We start from the raw sequence: 15,407 nt of genomic DNA on the forward strand, positions 1-15,407 counted from the left end.
ATAGAGGCGTCCTGAAGTAGCGTGAAACGATTTGTATTCGAGCGGTAGGAACTTCGTTGTCCACAGCCTTTCTCAATTACAGGTTCACTTATCAAGAGGGCATCCCAATGACTGACAGCAGCGCCAAGGTTGACAACCTCGTGGATTGGCTGCGTGACGCGCATGCGATGGAGCAGCAAGCGGAAACTATGCTGAAAGCACAATCGTCCCGCTTGGAGAATTATCCAAAGCTCAAGGCCCGTATCGATCAGCATATCGAAGAGACGCTGGGACAGCAGAAGCTACTGGATGGCTGTCTGGCCAGACTGAATGCCAGTCCTTCCACTATCAAGGATATGGGGGGCAAGATCATGGCGTTCGGACAGGGAGCATCCGGGATGTTCGTTAGCGATGAGGTTATCAAGGGCGCGATGGCGGGCTACGTATTTGAAAATATGGAAATAGCTGCCTACACAGTTCTTATCGCGGCAGCGAAAGCCGCAGGCGATCTTGAAACGCAGCGCGCCTGTGAGCAGATTCTGCCCCAGGAAGAAGCGATGGCCGCGTGGCTTAAAGAGCATCTCCCAGAGCTGACTCAAGCCTATCTTGCGCGTGACGCCGCGCCCGATACGACGGCTAAACGATAAAGGGGGCGGGCTACGGCCTGCCTTATCCGGGAGTGAAATGCTGAAGACATTTACCTTCGCAGTTGTTCATTTCACCGTTGCGTTTACCGTTGCCTATCTGCTCACTGGAAGTGTAATAACCGGCGGCCTTATTGCTCTGGTAGAGCCGATGGTTAATACCGTGGCTTATTATTTTCATGAGCGGGCCTGGCAACGTTTTGGTTCCGAACGGAGTCCCCAGAAAGGGTTGGGTCACGGAAATTTTGGCCGCCGTACCATTGATAAGTAAATGCAGGCCATCCGTAATTACTAATTCGTTTGTATAGGGCCGTGCCGTTGAACCACCTCATGGCCCGCAGGTCTTTATTAGAGGTGGCAACTTCCCGTTCCAGTGCCGTCAATATTTTCATTCATGTCATCAAAGGGGAACACTAATGGTTCAGACAAATCAGCCTCAAGGGAATGCTACGGCAACCACACCAACTCCCAATGCTGGCCCTTCGACTCAGGCCCAGACATCCCCGGTCAGATCCGGTTCATCCAGCGAGATCAACGTAACCGGTATGGAGCGCGTAGCGTCCGTTGCGGGTGGCGCTTTGTTGCTCGGGAAAGGCCTGCGTAAAGGCGGACTGTTTGGGCTCATCAGTCTGGCAATGGGCGGGGCGGCTATTTATCGCGGTATGACCGGCCATTGCGAAATGAAGAAAAGAATGATGCAGAAGATGGGCTGAAGCGCACATCTTCCGCAACGCTACGCTAGATAACACTTTCGTTCGAAACAGGAGTCACCTATGACGACTATGGATACTAAAGACGTAATTTCCACCCTCAACGATCTTATTGAGACTAGCAAGGATGGTGAAGCAGGTTTCAAAGCCTGTGCTGAAGACGCGCAAAGCGCAAATTTGAAGAACACCTTCTCTGCCCGTGCGCAGGAATGCGGCAAGGCGGCAGCAGAGCTGCAGGCGCTGGTGCTTCAGCTTGGGGGTGACCCTGAAGACAGCACCAGCGTGAGCGGCGACATGCATCGGCGCTGGGTTGATATCAAATCGGCGATTACCGGCAAGGATGACCAGGCCGTTCTCAATGAATGTGAGCGCGGCGAAGATGTCGCCAAGAAGAGTTATAAGAAGGCACTGGATAAAGACCTGCCAGCGGACATTCGCTCGGTAGTGCAGCGTCAGTACGAAGGCGTGTTGCGCAACCATGATCAGGTTAAAGCGCTGCGCGATAGTCATCAGGCCTAACAGGTCAGTTGGCACAAGGGCAGCCAAGGCTGCCCTTTTTTGTGTCCGGCACTTGGAAACGCCAGTCGCTTTTTATTGCCACAGATATGCAAGTCAGAGAGGTTGGGCTCAGATCACGCAGTATGCGCGGGGGTCATGCATCCAGGCGCCAGTCAGTGGACGTAAACAGGCAGCGATGGGTGTGGGGACTGGAATTCGAATCGAAACAGGGCAGGCAGGCAGTGAAGGGATAAATTACTAAAGAAGGTTAAGTAATTACAGCGAAAGAAATAGATAGGCAGCGCCGTAGCGCTGCCTATCCGGGTCGGACTGATTACTCAGCTTCGATCTGGCTTTCCAGTTCCTTGGCCTTGGCGAGGTGTTCGCGCAGGGTCTCAAGGTTGTCGGTAGCAAGTTGTTTCAGGTCTTCATCGGTCAGATTCTTTGACGCATTCTCGAACAGCTCAATCGTTTGCTCGTGAGCGTTTACCTGATTACTTGCATAATGGTCGTCGAACCCTTCGCCATCGCGCATCTCGAGAATCATCGCCTTGGCCTGATCCATCAAGGTAGCGTCGTCAGATACTTCAAGTTGCTTTTCCTGGGCGAGCTCCTTGAGCTTCTGGTTCATCTCGGTGTGATCTTCGATCATCCGCTCAGCAAAGGATTTGATTTCGGGGTTCTGGCCTTGCTCGATAGCGAGCTTTGCTGCTTCAATCTCGGCGATGCCCTTGGCAGTTGCTTCATCAACAAACTCGGCGGCGTCCATATTCTGAGCCCAGGAAGCTGACGCTGAGAATCCGAGAATCACTGCGAGCATACCGTTCTTAATATAATTCACTGTAGACATGTTAGTTATCCTTCGGTTTGTTGATTAGTTGGGCCTGAAGCTGATATGCGGAATGAAATGCAGGTTCCGCTCATGTAGGTGCTTCTGGCAGATTCATAAGTTACTTTCTTTTAGGCAAGCGCTTAACCGATTCCGAAACACTTCAGGCTCGGGACGGAGTATCAACTCGCCGTTATAACTCCTCCGTACCCAGTGTATGGACCGAGCGTTATGCCCTACTCGGTAATATGGATTGGTTATTCATCCAAAAGTTCGTAAAAACGCTTAGCCGTTGTTCTGCTACATTGACTTTCGCACAACGGAACTTTGCGGGTTCTGTACGTTCGCCTGTCACGCAGGTGGTATTGAAGTCTTAATAGTGAGCGGAGCTGTGCCGTGCCCGATTACTTATGGGCCCGGCATGCTATTCGGCGGAGTAGGTGGCCGGACCCGTTTGGCTCATGCTTACGAAAAATCGTCCGATTCAGCCGGTTCGCTAATGTATTCGCCACCACTAAGAGGCTGCCACCACAGTTCCATGAAAATGAAGCCGTTAGTCAAAAAGACCAGAAAACCCACGGCGAGAATGCATGCTCCGTAGAAGCGCGTTTCATCGTTGCGTTTGAGGTGCATGAAAACTGGCAGGCCGCGAAATAGCAGGACGATTGAATACAACGTTCCAAGCACCGCGAAAAGCAGGAGCATCATGCGCAGGGGGATCACCGCACCGATGCTCGCGAGCATCAATGGGACGGACAAGCAGGTGGCGAAGGTATAGGCCAATAACAGGGTAGGGCGGCCCGGCGTGCGGAACAGCACCCAGCGCGTCATCAGGGCCATTATTGAGACGCCGCACAGAAAACCCAGATACACCATGCAGGCGAGGTAGAGCGCACTGGCCTGGTTGAGGTAGGTCGGGTCTTCGCTGCCGAAAAGCTCCCACCCTACATGTGCCGTGCCGATATAAGCGCAAATGGCCGGAATGAAGGACAGCACAATCAGGACGGGTAGAAAGCCCCAGGGATGTTGCTCGGCGTGTTGTCGAATCGGCAACCAGGCTGAACGCGGAGAGGTGAATAGTTTGGGCAATAGCTGAAACATGACTAGCTCCCGGAGTTATTAAACAGGCTGGGCTTGTTACGGTTGACTTGGTAGCGCCGCGCTAAGTTCACGCAACGTGAGGTGATCGGCGGGCCGACACCAGGTGATCGCTGGAACCTCGGGGCTTGACCAGACATGGTATTATCTACCGGTCAAATCTTCGTTGGGTGGTTCGAACTATGTCTCAGATTCCCGAGCGTGTACTTGTTCAGGCGCATCTCGCGGCTAAAGCGCCGCGCGTACTGAGCGAAGCCGAACAGGCCGATTATCTGGCTCGCATCGCGGCTGCGCTCAAGAAGCATGACGCTGCGCTGGTTGCTCACTACTACACCGACCCGTTGATCCAGGCGTTGGCTGAAGAGACGGGTGGCTGTGTTTCGGATTCGCTGGAAATGGCCCGCTTCGGCAAGAACCATCCTGCCAGCACGCTTGTGGTGGCAGGTGTGCGCTTCATGGGTGAAACCGCGAAGATCCTCAGCCCGGAGAAGCGAGTGTTGATGCCTACTCTGGAGGCGACATGCTCTTTGGATATCGGCTGTCCGATCGACGAATTTTCGGCTTTCTGCGACCAGCATCCCGATCGCACTGTGGTGGTGTATGCCAACACTTCAGCAGCGGTCAAGGCGCGGGCGGATTGGGTTGTCACTTCCAGCTGTGCCGAGGCGATTGTCGAGCACCTGATGGATAAGGGAGAGAAGATCCTCTGGGCGCCGGATCAGCATCTGGGCGGTTATATTCAGCAAAAGACCGGCGCAGACATGCTGCTCTGGTCGGGGTCCTGCATTGTTCACGAGGAGTTCAAGGCCAAGGCTCTGCTGGATCTGAAACAAGTGTATCCGGACGCGGCAATACTGGTTCACCCCGAATCCCCGGCGCCGGTCGTGGAGTTGGCTGACGTAGTAGGCTCGACCAGCCAGCTGATCAACGCAACGCGAACCTTACCCAATCCGACCTTCATCGTAGCCACCGACCGCGGCATCTTCTACAAGATGCAGCAGGGCGCGCCAGACAAGCAGTTGATCGAGGCTCCTACGGCCGGAAGCGGTGCAACCTGCCGCAGCTGCGCGAACTGCCCGTGGATGGCAATGAATACTCTGCCGAGGGTATTGCAGGCGCTGGAGCAGGGTACTGATGAAATTCAGGTGCCGGAGGCCTTGATTCCCCAGGCGCTCAAGCCATTGGAACGGATGCTGGATTTCACCAGCAAGGCCAGGGCCTGAATCAGAAGCTGTCAATGATCTCCCGCTGGCGCGCAAGCTCTTGCTTGCGCGCATTGATGCGCGAGGTCATCACAAAATTGTCATCGGCACGCTTCAATGCCAGGTCGAGTTGCTGGCTGGCCTGATCCAGGTCGCCGGCCAGCATGAAGTACTCAGCGCGGGCCATGTGCACGCCCAGAATATTCCCCGCCAGCCCTCGGATCTCCGCCGCCAGAAACCATACGTCAGGATCATCGTCCCGCAGATTGGCCAGTCGGTTGATCACCTGTTCAGCTTCCTTGTAGCGCCGCGCCCCAAGTAAGGTGTCGGCTTTGCTTTGTAGCACCGGGTAATTGTCGGGCGCCACCGCGAGCAGGCGGTCCAGGCGCTGCAATGCAAGCTCTGGCCGGTCGCGGCTGGCGTCCAGCTCAACCTGTGAGAGGTTCACCGCGATGTCATTGCTGCGTGATTCAAGCAGGGGGGTTAGTGCCTGTGCTGCCTGCTCGTACTGACCGCTGCGTGTGAGTGCCAGCGCCAGGCCATAACGAGCGGCATCATGTTCACCGTCATGTTCGTCCAGCAACAACTTGAAGCGCTGTGCGGCCAGGCCGGGACTCTGTTCGTATTGCAGTTGCACCCGGGCTCGCATCATCTGGTAGGCGACGCTGTCCTTGCGGTGGCTGCCGCTCAGTTGCTCGGCCCGGTTGCGTGAGTCGGCGATGCGCGACTGATGTACCGGGTGGGTCAGCAGGAACTCAGGCGGGGTACGGCTGAAACGGCTCAGCTGCGCCAGCCGTTCAAACATGTCGGGCATGGCCCGTGGATCATATCCCGCCTGCTGCAGGTTAGTGATGCCGATACGATCGGCTTCCTGCTCATTCTGACGGGAGAAGCGGCGTTGCTCCTGAATGGCCGCGGCCTGGGTGGATGCCAGCGCGGCGAAGCCAGCGTCACCCCCTCCGGCAGCAGCCAGTACTACGCTGGCGAGCATCGCGGTCATCAACGGGATGCGCATACGCTGCTGCTGTTGCAGATTGCGCGCGAAGTGCCGCTGCGACAGGTGCGCCAGTTCGTGCGCCATTACCGACGCAAATTCGGCTTCGGTGTGGGCATGTAGAAACAGCCCGCCGTTGACACCCACTACGCCCCCTGGTGCTGCAAACGCATTGAGTTGTGGGCTGTCTATCGCTACGAAGGTCAACCTTCGGTCTTCGAGCTGGCTGGTTTCGGCAAGTTTATAGACGTGATCTTCGACGAAGCTTTTCAGCAGCGGGTCGTCGAGGGTTGCTACGGCACCGCGCAACATCGAAACCCAGGCACGGCCAAGCTGGCGCTCCTGTTCGCGGGACATGATCGATGAGCTGGTGTCACCCAGTGAGGGGAGGTTGAGTTCAGAGGCTGCCGCGGACGGGGTTTCCACCGCCAACGTGTACACCAGCGTTGCCTGGAGCAGGAGAGCGGTGGCCGCTTTGATACGTAGCATGTAAGTAAACTAACCCGTCGGTATATGATTGTCTGCGCGCTGGTACCCAAGGTTATACTGAGGCATCACAAGGAGTCTGCAAATGGTTGTTAAATCGTGTGAATCAGTGGCCGATCGGCTGCTGGACGCTCGGGGCCTATCCTGCCCCCTGCCTTTGCTCAAGGCGAAACTGGCGCTGAACGAAATGGCGTCCGGTGAGGTGTTGCAGGTCAGTGCCACGGATGCTGGCTCCCAGCGTGATTTCGAGCGTTTTGCGGAGCTATCCGGTCACCAATTGCTCAATGCCTCGATCGAGGGCGGAGAATTTCATTACTGGCTGCGGAAGAAAGCATGATACGCGTCTTTCGTAACTGGATTCAGCGGTACTTTTCAGACGAAGAAGCGGTAGTCCTGGCCATTGTGCTTATTTTGGGCTTCGCCGTGGTGATCAGTTTCGGTAACAAGCTGGCGCCGCTGCTGATCGGGTTGGTGGTTGCCTATCTGTTGCAGGGGCTGGTGTTGCGCCTGCGTCGCTGGCATGTGCCGCATGCGCTGGCCGTGTGGACGGTGTTTTTGTTGTTCGTGGGTATCCTGGGCGCGCTGATCGGCGTGGTTATCCCCCTTGTGTGGCGTCAGATGCTGGCGTTGATCGGGGAGCTTCCGCGCATGCTGGTTGAATGGCAGGACCAGCTTTTGCACTTGCCGGAGCGCTTTCCCGCCTTCGTGTCCGAGGAACAGATTACCCAGTTGATTCGCACCGCCAGCGGCGAGTTTGGCCAACTCGGCCAGTGGCTGTTGTCCCAGTCGCTGGCCAGTCTCCCGCTCCTGATCACTGTTCTGGTGTACCTGATTCTGGTGCCTATTCTGGTGTTTTTCTTCCTGATAGATAACGAGAAAATCACGCGCTGGTTCGTCGCGCATCTGCCACGTGAGCGTCGATTGATGACACGTATCTGGACCGAGATGAATCAGCAGATTGCCAATTATATTCGTGGCAAGGCGGTGGAAATCATCATCGTCGGTGCGGTGAGTTATGTTTGCTTTGCCGTGCTGCAGCTCAACTACGCGGCGTTGCTCGCGGTGATAGTTGGGCTGTCGGTGCTGGTGCCCTATATCGGAGCCACGGTTGCGACCCTGCCGATCGCCATGGTCGGTATATTTCAGTGGGGGCTGGGCAATGAATTCATGGTGCTGATGTTGGTGTATGCGGTAATTCAGGCGCTGGACGGTAACGTGTTGGTGCCGGTGCTGTTCTCCGAAGCGGTCAACCTGCATCCGGTGGCAATCATCGCGGCCGTACTGATCTTTGGTGGCCTGTGGGGATTCTGGGGTGTGTTTTTTGCGATTCCGCTGGCGACGCTGTTCAAGGCGGTGCTCTATGCATGGCCGCGGGGCGTGGAAGCCGATATCGAGGTGCCGCCCATGGAAGAGCCGCGCGCCTGACTACCAGGCGGGCAGCACCAGAAGCCGCCCGCCCTTGATGACTCAGCGCAGCGCCTGAGCTGCCCTGAGGACCTCTTCGACATGCCCTGCGACCTTGACCTTGCGCCATTCGCGACGAAGCACGCCATTCTCGTCGATCAGAAAAGTGCTGCGTTCAATGCCTTCGTATTCCTTGCCATACATCTGCTTGAGCTTGATGACATCGAACAGCTTGCAGAGCGCCTCGTCCGCATCGCTGATCAGCTCGAACGGGAACGCCTGTTTGGCCTTGAAGTTTTCGTGCTTGCGCAGGCTGTCTCTCGAAATGCCGAACACAAGCGTATTGGCCGCAGCAAATTCGTCATGCAGGTCACGAAACCCCTGGCCCTGCGTGGTACAGCCGGGTGTGCTGTCTTTGGGGTAGAAGTACAAGACCACCTTGCGCCCAGCCAGCTCTGACAGGGTGACCGTTTTCTCGCTCGTTGCTACCGCCGTGAAATCAGGCACCTTGGTGTCCAGTTCAACGCTCATTGTTCATATCCTTACAGCGAAAATCAGTGGAGGGGGCGCCAGGGCTCGATCACCGCGTCCAGATTCAGTTCATCACAGAAATCCAGAAACTGTTCGCGTAACCAGCTGAGCTGGGTCTTGGCCGGTATGGCGATCGTCAGCGTCAGGTTAAGCATCGGCGTTCCGGTGTGCTGGGCCATATACGTGAAGCTGAACAGCTCTTCCAGTTCGATCTCCAGCTGCTGGAAGAATGTGCACAGCTCGGCCACCAGCTCCGGCCGTTGGGCCGCAGTGACGAAGACGTTATAAGGCAATGCCTGGGGCCGCTCTTCAAGTGGCTTGCTGCGGCTCATGGAAAGCGTGAAATGTTCGCGCTTGGCCAGCGCCGGCAGCGAGGTCTCCAGGCGGGCAAGGGCATCCCAGTTGCCGCTGATCTGCAGCAGCAACGCAGTGCAAGTGCCGTGTCGGCTCATGCGGCTACTGACGATCAGGCAGCGGTGCTCCATGCATAGCTTGGTCAGCAAGGTGGCCAGCGTGGTGGTTTGCTGACCCATTGCAGTGATAACCAGGAACTGTTCCTTCTGGCTGGGGGTAATGGACATGATGTTCCTCTGACTGGTGTTTCTGTCAGGCCAGAGTGCAAGACAGGCGTGACGCAAGGCAGCTATTGTCCCTGTCCGCCGTCATGGGTTCAACCGTCAGTTTCATTCGCCTGGATTGCAGCTTTGCCGGCACCACTCCTTGTGCAGATCGCGGCGCGAAAGTACCATTGCCGATCAATGTTTCAACTGGAGCAGTTGCATGATTTCAGGCAGCCTGGTGGCGCTGGTAACACCGATGGATTCGCGCGGCGGCCTGGACTGGTCGGCGCTGGAGCGGCTGGTAGATTTCCACCTCGAACAGGGTACTGACGGCATTGTTGCGGTCGGCACCACGGGTGAATCCGCTACGCTCGATATGACCGAGCACAAGGAGGCCATTCGCCGCGTCGTCGAGCAGGTCGCCGGGCGCATTCCGGTTATCGCCGGCACCGGCGCCAACTCTACCCGCGAAGCCGTCGAGCTGACCGAAGCCGCACGCAGTGTGCGCGCTGATGCCTGCCTGTTGGTGACTCCGTACTACAACAAGCCGACCCAGGAAGGCTTGTATCAGCATCATCGTTTCATTGCCGAAGCGGTTGCCATCCCCCAGATTCTGTACAACGTGCCGGGCCGTACCGCCTGCGATATGTTGCCCGAAACCGTCGACCGTCTGGCTGATATCCCGAATATCATTGGTATCAAGGAAGCAACCGGTGACATGCAGCGTGCCCGCGAGCTGATCGACCGGGTCGGCAATCGGGTCAGCGTATATTCTGGCGACGACCCTACTGCGGTCGAGCTGATATTGCTGGGCGGCAAAGGCAATATTTCGGTAACAGCCAACGTTGCGCCGCGCGCAATGCATGAACTCTGTGCAGCTGCGCTGGCGGGTGATGCGGATCTGGCTCGCCGGTTGAACGAAGCATTGATGCCACTACACAAGACTCTGTTCATCGAATCCAATCCGATACCGGTCAAGTGGGCAATGAATGAAATGGGCCTGATCAGCGATGGCCTGCGCCTGCCACTGACGCCCCTCAGTGCCCGCTGTCACGAGCCAGTCCGCGAAGCGCTGCGTCAATGCAGCCTGTTATGAGCCGATCCCGGAACATGTTTAGTAAGGAACACAAGATGAAGCCTGTAACGGGTGCGCTGGCTGTCCTGATAATGGGGAGCAGTCTCAGCGGCTGTGGTTATATGTTTGGTGACGATGGATACTTTCGTGATCGTGGCGGGGACTACCAGCTGGCAACGGTTGAGCCGCGCATGGAGGTTCCCTCGGGCGTCCAGAGCAAGCCGCTTGGCGATATGCTGCCGGTGCCAGGTGTGACTGCGCCGGCTACAGCCGACAAGTTCGTCGTGCCGCGCCCGCAACCCATGACGGTAAGCGCAGATGACGCTGGCTTCTCCTTGCAACAGAGCGGCTCGCGTCGCTGGCTGTTGGCGGCAAGCTCCCCGACCGAATTGTATGGCCGGGTGAGCCGGTTCTTTGATGATTACCAGGTGCCGGTTGCCGACGAGTCGTCTTCGCTCGGTGAGTTCGAGACCGAGTGGCTTGCATTCGACCTGCAGCCGAGCAACCCGCTGGTTCGCCGGCTAGCTCCCTCGGTGGGGGAAGGGCGGCGGCTGGAAGGTCGGGAGCAGCGTTTTCGCGTACGTATCGAGCCAGGCGTACAGGGCGCCAACAGTGAGATCCACGTGCTCCACATGTCGCGGAGTCAGGGCGGTACGCAATCCGAATGGCCTGATAATTCGGACAACAGCAATCTCGAGCGTGCCCTGCTGGCAGAGATGGAAACCTATCTGAATCAATCCGAAGCCGCCACTGCCGCTTCGCTGGCCGTAGCCATGCAAGGCTCAGTTGCCGACACGGCAGAGCTGAGCGAGGATGGCGCGGGCAATCCCGTGTTGACTATCCAACGTGACTTTAACCGCGCCTGGGCCGCGGTGGGTTCCGCGATCGGTCGTGCAGATCTGGCAGTGGCTGACATGAACCGCAGCTCCGGTGTGTATTACGTCAATCTGGACCAGTCGGCCAGTGAACAGGCGGACGATGCAGGGTTCTTCTCGCGTCTGTTCGGCCGCGGCGAGCCTGAGCCTGAAAGCGATGCAGATCGCGTGCAGGTACGTCTGACACAAATAGGTGATCAGGTTCAGGTCACCGTTGAGCGAAGCATCGACAGTGCCACCGACCTCGGGCTGGCGCGGGATCTGCTGACACGCATCCGTGACAATCTGAGTTGAGCTGATGCGGTACTGTTCGCTGGGTAGCGGTAGTCGCGGCAATGCCACGCTGGTTGAATGCGGCCGCACCCGCGTGCTTGTGGATTGCGGTTTCAGTCTGCGTACCACTGAACAGCGCCTCGCGGCCATCGGGATCAGCCCCAAGCAGCTCGATGCGGTACTGGTCACCCACGAACATTCTGACCATGTGCAAGGCGTTGAGCGACTGGCTCGGCGCCACGGTATCCCGGTGTATATGACTGCCGGTACGCATCATGCGATGGCGCTTCCGGAGCTTCCCTTTGAGCGGGTGCAGCTGGGCAGGCGTTTCGTTATTGGCGATCTGGAAATTACCCCTGTCGCCGTGCCGCACGACGCCCGTGAGCCCTGCCAGTATATCTTCGATAGCGGCCTGCACCGGTTGGGCATTCTTACCGATACCGGCACTATCACCCCCTGGATCGTTGAGCAGTACGCGCAGCTGGATGCGCTGTTTCTCGAAGCGAACTATGATCCAGTCATGTTGAGAAACGGGCCTTACCCGCCCCGTCTTCAGGCGCGGGTGGGTGGCAGTCTCGGGCATCTGAGCAATCAGCAGGCAGCGGGGCTGCTGGCAGAAATCGATACCAGCACCTTAAAACATGTTGCCATTGCGCACATCAGCGAAAAGAACAACCGGCCTGACCTGGCACTGGGCGAATTGTCCCGGGCGCTCCAGGGATGGCCTGGCCAGCTGTGTCTGGCAGAGCAGAATCAGGGCTTGCCCTGGCAGGATATTTCGGGATTATCCCACCACCAATTTGCCGCAAGCGGGAGCCGGTAATGGAAAAACGCACAGAGCTGTATCGTGGCAAGGCCAAGTCGGTCTACACCACCGACGATCCGGATCGTCTGATCCTGCTGTTCCGCAACGATACGTCGGCATTCGATGGCAAAAAGATCGAACAGCTGGACCGCAAGGGCATGGTCAATAACCGCTTCAATGCGTTCATCATGCAGAAGCTGGAGGCCGCTGGCGTTCCGACCCAGTTCGACAGCCTGCTGTCCGACAACGAATGTCTGGTGAAGAAGCTCGATATGATCCCCGTCGAGTGCGTGGTGCGTAATTACGCCGCCGGGAGCCTGGTCAAGCGTCTGGGCATCGATGAAGGGCAGGCTCTGGTCCCACCGACATTCGAGTTGTTCCTGAAAGATGATGCCAAGGGCGATCCCTTCATTAACGCTTCCCACGTGGTGACCTTCGGCTGGGCGACGGCTGCGCAGCTCGAACGCATGCAGGAACTCACACTTAAGGTGAATGATATCCTCAAGCAGCTGTTTGACGAAGCTGGCTTGATGCTGGTCGACTTCAAGCTGGAGTTTGGTTTGTTCAACGGCGAGATCGTGTTGGGTGACGAGTTCAGCCCGGACGGTTGCCGCCTGTGGGATAAAGAAACGCGCAAGAAAATGGACAAGGACCGCTTTCGTCAGGGCCTTGGTGGCGTTATTGAAGCCTACGAAGAAGTCGCGCAAAGACTGGGCGTTAGTTTGCCCTGAAACGCTTTGTAACGCCGCGCATAGCTGATATTATGCGCGCCGACCGGAGAGTTGCCGGAGTGGTCGAACGGGACGGATTCGAAATCCGTTGTACGGGCAACCGTACCCAGGGTTCGAATCCCTGACTCTCCGCCACATATCGTGGTAAATCAATGCCTTACAGAAGGTTTTGGTTCTTACCCAACAAAACGCCCCACAACCCGAAAATGGTTGAATGGGGCGTTTTTTTTGGCGGAATTTTGATTCACCAGTTCCCCGGTCCGGCTAGTAATGATGAGCCTTCCACTAATCGTCGATGCAATAGCCACACCTCGCGCATCCTCCTGTCGCCAGTTTCTTTCCCTCCGCGCCCGTCTATAGATCCTCCCATATAGTTCTCGGCGCTGACCCGGCAGCACCTGTACGGCCCTGAGGTTCTTTTTGGATAAAACCAAAAGCGTCACTTTAGCTCGCTGCAGCACAAGGTGCCGTATTCGAGCGGATCGAGATCGATGGCAGCAATTTTATTTTGCCGGCATGAGCTGCAACAGCGTTGCTCCTATAATCATGATCACTATAGTGTTCATGGTGATCGGCTGGTGCTGGTTCTAATACTGATCTTTACCGCTGAGTTCAGCGCTATGAATGTTGGCGGGATCAGACAAGACACAAAGACGCCGTCCGCTTATCAACAGCACATGTTGCTGATCGTGGGAATCTGTCGATAAGAATTGATACTGCCGGGCCAGCGTTTATACGTGATGGTGGCGCTGCGCTTTTGCGCTACCGGGACCGACAATGAAAAATAACCAGGAGCGCGTCGCTCCGTTGTACAGGCGTAAAGAAATCATGGAATCGAACGAATTTGTGCCCGAACTCAGATTTATCCAGGCTATCCCGGGTGGTTACCTGGTTAGGACGACCGTACAGAGAGAGTATCGGCGAAAATATTTCTCCGCGGCAAGGTACGGCGGGCATGACCAAGCACTTACCGCCGCGATTACAACTCGCAACGAATGGGTTGCATTGGGCTCAGGAGCCATTCGGCAATGATCGTAAAGGCCTTTAAGGTGGGCCCTACCATACAGCGCTAGCCTGTTTGCCAGTCGCATAGGGCTCGTATTGACGACATCCCCTCTTCTCATGCCAATCAAGCCGGGACCAACAGCTTTCAGCGGTTTCAGTCTTTGGCCAAGGTCTGCTGTCGGCCGATTCTGTTGAAAAAGTAGCGGCCTCTCCATACCGTTGGCAAAATTGCTCTGTCAGCGAGCGTGGGGGCGAACAGCATGATGGGGCAGTTACCGGGAGGACAGCAGCGCCTGTTCTACTCGTTCAACCTAGAAGATCACGTCCCGGCTCAACACCTCCTGCGCAGCATCGACCAGTGCCTGGATCTTAGTGATCTGCGCGCCTACCTGGCGGACTTCTATAGTCCCATCGGACGCCCCTCGATTGACCCGGAATTGATGGTGCGCATGCTGGTCGTCGGCTACTGCTATGGCATTCGTTCCGAGCGGCGATTGTGCGAAGAGGTGCACCTGAACCTGGCCTATCGCTGGTTCTGCCGGCTGGGTCTGGAAGACGAAGTCCCCAATCACTCGACCTTCTCGAAGAATCGCCATGGGCGTTTTCGTGACAGCGATCTGTTCCGCTGGTTGTTCAATGAGGTGCTGCGGCGTTGCATGGCAGCCGGCCTAGTCAAGGGCGAAGGTTTTGCCGTCGACGCTAGCATCATCAAGGCGGATGCCAGCCGGCAACGTGGGGTAGCGGGAGATGAGGTCGATTGGAACGATCCAAAGCTCAGCAGCCGCGCAGTGCGCGAGTACCTCGAAGCCCTTGATGAAGAGGCGCTGGCTGAGGCTCTTCCCAAGAAAATTTCGCTCACAGATCCTCAGTCCCGTTGGACAGCAGCGCCAGGTGGGCCGGCCTTTTTTGCCTACTCCACGAATTACCTGATCGACACTGAGCACGGTGTGATCATGGACGTGGAAGCTACCCCGGCGCACCGTACCGCCGAAGTCGATTCGACTAGGACGATGGTTGAGCGTGTCAAAGCTCAGTTCGATCTCACACCGGAACGCCTTATCGGCGATACCGCTTATGGCACCGCCCCGATGCTGGCCTGGATGGTCGAAGAAAAGGACATCGAGCCGCATGTGCCGGTGTGGGACAAGACTGAGCGCAAGGACGACAGCCTCTCCAGTAACGACTTCCACTGGAACCAGGAGGCCAATGAATACCGCTGCCCAGCCGGCAAACCACTACGCAGTGAGTGGCGCGCCTTCACCCAGAAAAGATCGCGGGTGACCAAGGCCCACACCATCATTTATCGCTCCAGCCAAACCGACTGCACTACCTGTCCGCTGAAAGCGAAATGCTGCCCCAACACGCCGAATCGGAAGATCGTCCGCAGTATCCATGAGGCTGCCCGCGATGTGGCCAGGCGCATCGCCAAGACACCGGAATACCTCGTCTCTCGCTGCGAACGAAAGAAGGTGGAGATGCTGTTCGCCCACCTCAAACGGATCATGAAACTCGATCGTTTACGACTGCGCGGCCTGACAGGTGCCACTGACGAATTCACTTTGGCGGCGGCGGTGCAGAACCTGCGACGCATGGCCAAGCTTTTGCCTCAAGGGCCACCGCTCACGGGATAGGTACGCCTGCTGAGAGCAGAAACCTTCAAATTAACCCTCAGGCCTGAGCAAGGACGCTCAGCGAAACGCCGAAAGGC

The 15,407-nt window shown here is 56.9% G+C and carries 17 protein-coding genes and 1 tRNA gene; 13 read left to right on the forward strand and 5 right to left on the reverse strand.

The window, feature by feature from the left end; genetic code table 11:
• Positions 1–107 precede the first annotated feature (107 nt).
• The 4 genes from HG264_RS00765 (at position 108) to HG264_RS00780 (ending at position 1,852) form a co-directional block, all read left to right on the forward strand.
• The gene (locus HG264_RS00765) at positions 108–626 is read left to right on the forward strand and encodes a ferritin-like domain-containing protein (RefSeq protein ID WP_169405873.1); all 519 of its coding nucleotides are present in this window, start codon (positions 108–110) and stop codon (positions 624–626) included.
• 37 nt (positions 627–663) lie between these two features.
• Positions 664–894 (forward strand): DUF2061 domain-containing protein, encoded by a 231-nt coding sequence (locus tag HG264_RS00770; protein ID WP_169405874.1) that lies wholly within the window; start codon positions 664–666, stop codon positions 892–894.
• A 145-nt stretch (positions 895–1,039) separates the two neighbouring features.
• Positions 1,040–1,336, forward strand: coding sequence for a YgaP-like transmembrane domain (locus tag HG264_RS00775; protein ID WP_169405875.1), 297 nt, complete (start codon positions 1,040–1,042; stop codon positions 1,334–1,336).
• Between the two features lie 69 nt (positions 1,337–1,405).
• A complete protein-coding gene (locus HG264_RS00780) occupies positions 1,406–1,852 on the forward strand; it encodes a PA2169 family four-helix-bundle protein (RefSeq protein ID WP_169408965.1) in 447 nt (148 codons plus the stop codon).
• A gap of 313 nt (positions 1,853–2,165) precedes the next feature.
• On the opposite strand, the gene HG264_RS00785 is transcribed toward HG264_RS00780, so the two are convergent.
• Positions 2,166–2,681 (reverse strand): DUF4142 domain-containing protein, encoded by a 516-nt coding sequence (locus HG264_RS00785; RefSeq protein WP_169405876.1) that lies wholly within the window; start codon positions 2,679–2,681, stop codon positions 2,166–2,168.
• Positions 2,682–3,125: 444 nt separating this feature from the next.
• Positions 3,126–3,761 carry a Yip1 family protein gene (locus HG264_RS00790; protein ID WP_169405877.1) on the reverse strand — a complete coding sequence of 212 codons (636 nt, stop codon included), beginning with the start codon at positions 3,759–3,761 and terminating at the stop codon, positions 3,126–3,128.
• A 179-nt stretch (positions 3,762–3,940) separates the two neighbouring features.
• Between HG264_RS00790 and nadA the strand changes: the two genes are divergently transcribed.
• On the forward strand, positions 3,941–4,981 hold the full coding sequence (gene nadA, locus HG264_RS00795; protein WP_169405878.1) for a quinolinate synthase NadA: 1,041 nt from the start codon (positions 3,941–3,943) through the stop codon (positions 4,979–4,981).
• 1 nt (position 4,982) lies between these two features.
• Here nadA and HG264_RS00800 read toward each other — a convergent pair whose 3' ends face one another.
• Entirely contained in the window at positions 4,983–6,443 is a 1,461-nt protein-coding gene (locus tag HG264_RS00800) for a M48 family metalloprotease (RefSeq protein ID WP_169405879.1), read from the reverse strand.
• A gap of 82 nt (positions 6,444–6,525) precedes the next feature.
• On the opposite strand from HG264_RS00800, the gene HG264_RS00805 reads away from it, so the two are divergent.
• A complete protein-coding gene (locus HG264_RS00805) occupies positions 6,526–6,777 on the forward strand; it encodes a sulfurtransferase TusA family protein (RefSeq protein ID WP_169405880.1) in 252 nt (83 codons plus the stop codon).
• On the forward strand, positions 6,774–7,865 hold the full coding sequence (locus HG264_RS00810; protein WP_169405881.1) for an AI-2E family transporter: 1,092 nt from the start codon (positions 6,774–6,776) through the stop codon (positions 7,863–7,865). The genes HG264_RS00805 and HG264_RS00810 overlap by 4 nt, the downstream gene beginning before the upstream one ends.
• A gap of 42 nt (positions 7,866–7,907) precedes the next feature.
• Here HG264_RS00810 and HG264_RS00815 read toward each other — a convergent pair whose 3' ends face one another.
• On the reverse strand, positions 7,908–8,375 hold the full coding sequence (locus HG264_RS00815) for a peroxiredoxin (protein WP_169405882.1): 468 nt from the start codon (positions 8,373–8,375) through the stop codon (positions 7,908–7,910).
• 23 nt (positions 8,376–8,398) lie between these two features.
• Positions 8,399–8,956: a glycine cleavage system protein R gene (locus HG264_RS00820; RefSeq protein WP_169405883.1), complete on the reverse strand. Its 558-nt coding sequence runs from the start codon at positions 8,954–8,956 to the stop codon at positions 8,399–8,401.
• A 199-nt stretch (positions 8,957–9,155) separates the two neighbouring features.
• On the opposite strand from HG264_RS00820, the gene dapA reads away from it, so the two are divergent.
• The 6 genes from dapA to HG264_RS00850 all read left to right on the forward strand — a co-directional run bounded on the left by dapA (position 9,156) and on the right by HG264_RS00850 (position 15,330).
• On the forward strand, positions 9,156–10,031 hold the full coding sequence (gene dapA, locus HG264_RS00825) for a 4-hydroxy-tetrahydrodipicolinate synthase (protein WP_169405884.1): 876 nt from the start codon (positions 9,156–9,158) through the stop codon (positions 10,029–10,031).
• Positions 10,032–10,066: 35 nt separating this feature from the next.
• Complete coding sequence (bamC, locus tag HG264_RS00830) at positions 10,067–11,179, forward strand: outer membrane protein assembly factor BamC (protein WP_169405885.1); 1,113 nt, start codon at positions 10,067–10,069, stop codon at positions 11,177–11,179.
• Positions 11,180–11,183: 4 nt separating this feature from the next.
• Entirely contained in the window at positions 11,184–11,981 is a 798-nt protein-coding gene (locus HG264_RS00835) for an MBL fold metallo-hydrolase (RefSeq protein ID WP_169405886.1), read from the forward strand.
• Positions 11,981–12,694 (forward strand): phosphoribosylaminoimidazolesuccinocarboxamide synthase, encoded by a 714-nt coding sequence (gene purC / locus HG264_RS00840; protein WP_169405887.1) that lies wholly within the window; start codon positions 11,981–11,983, stop codon positions 12,692–12,694. Before HG264_RS00835 ends, purC begins: the two co-directional genes overlap by 1 nt.
• A gap of 45 nt (positions 12,695–12,739) precedes the next feature.
• Positions 12,740–12,829, forward strand: a tRNA-Ser gene (locus HG264_RS00845).
• A gap of 1,130 nt (positions 12,830–13,959) precedes the next feature.
• Positions 13,960–15,330, forward strand: a complete 1,371-nt coding sequence (locus HG264_RS00850) for an IS1182-like element ISCfr1 family transposase (protein ID WP_065285146.1) — start codon at positions 13,960–13,962, stop codon at positions 15,328–15,330.
• Positions 15,331–15,407: the final 77 nt, after the last annotated feature.

Source organism: Pseudomonas sp. gcc21, assembly GCF_012844345.1.
GTDB lineage: Bacteria > Pseudomonadota > Gammaproteobacteria > Pseudomonadales > Pseudomonadaceae > Halopseudomonas.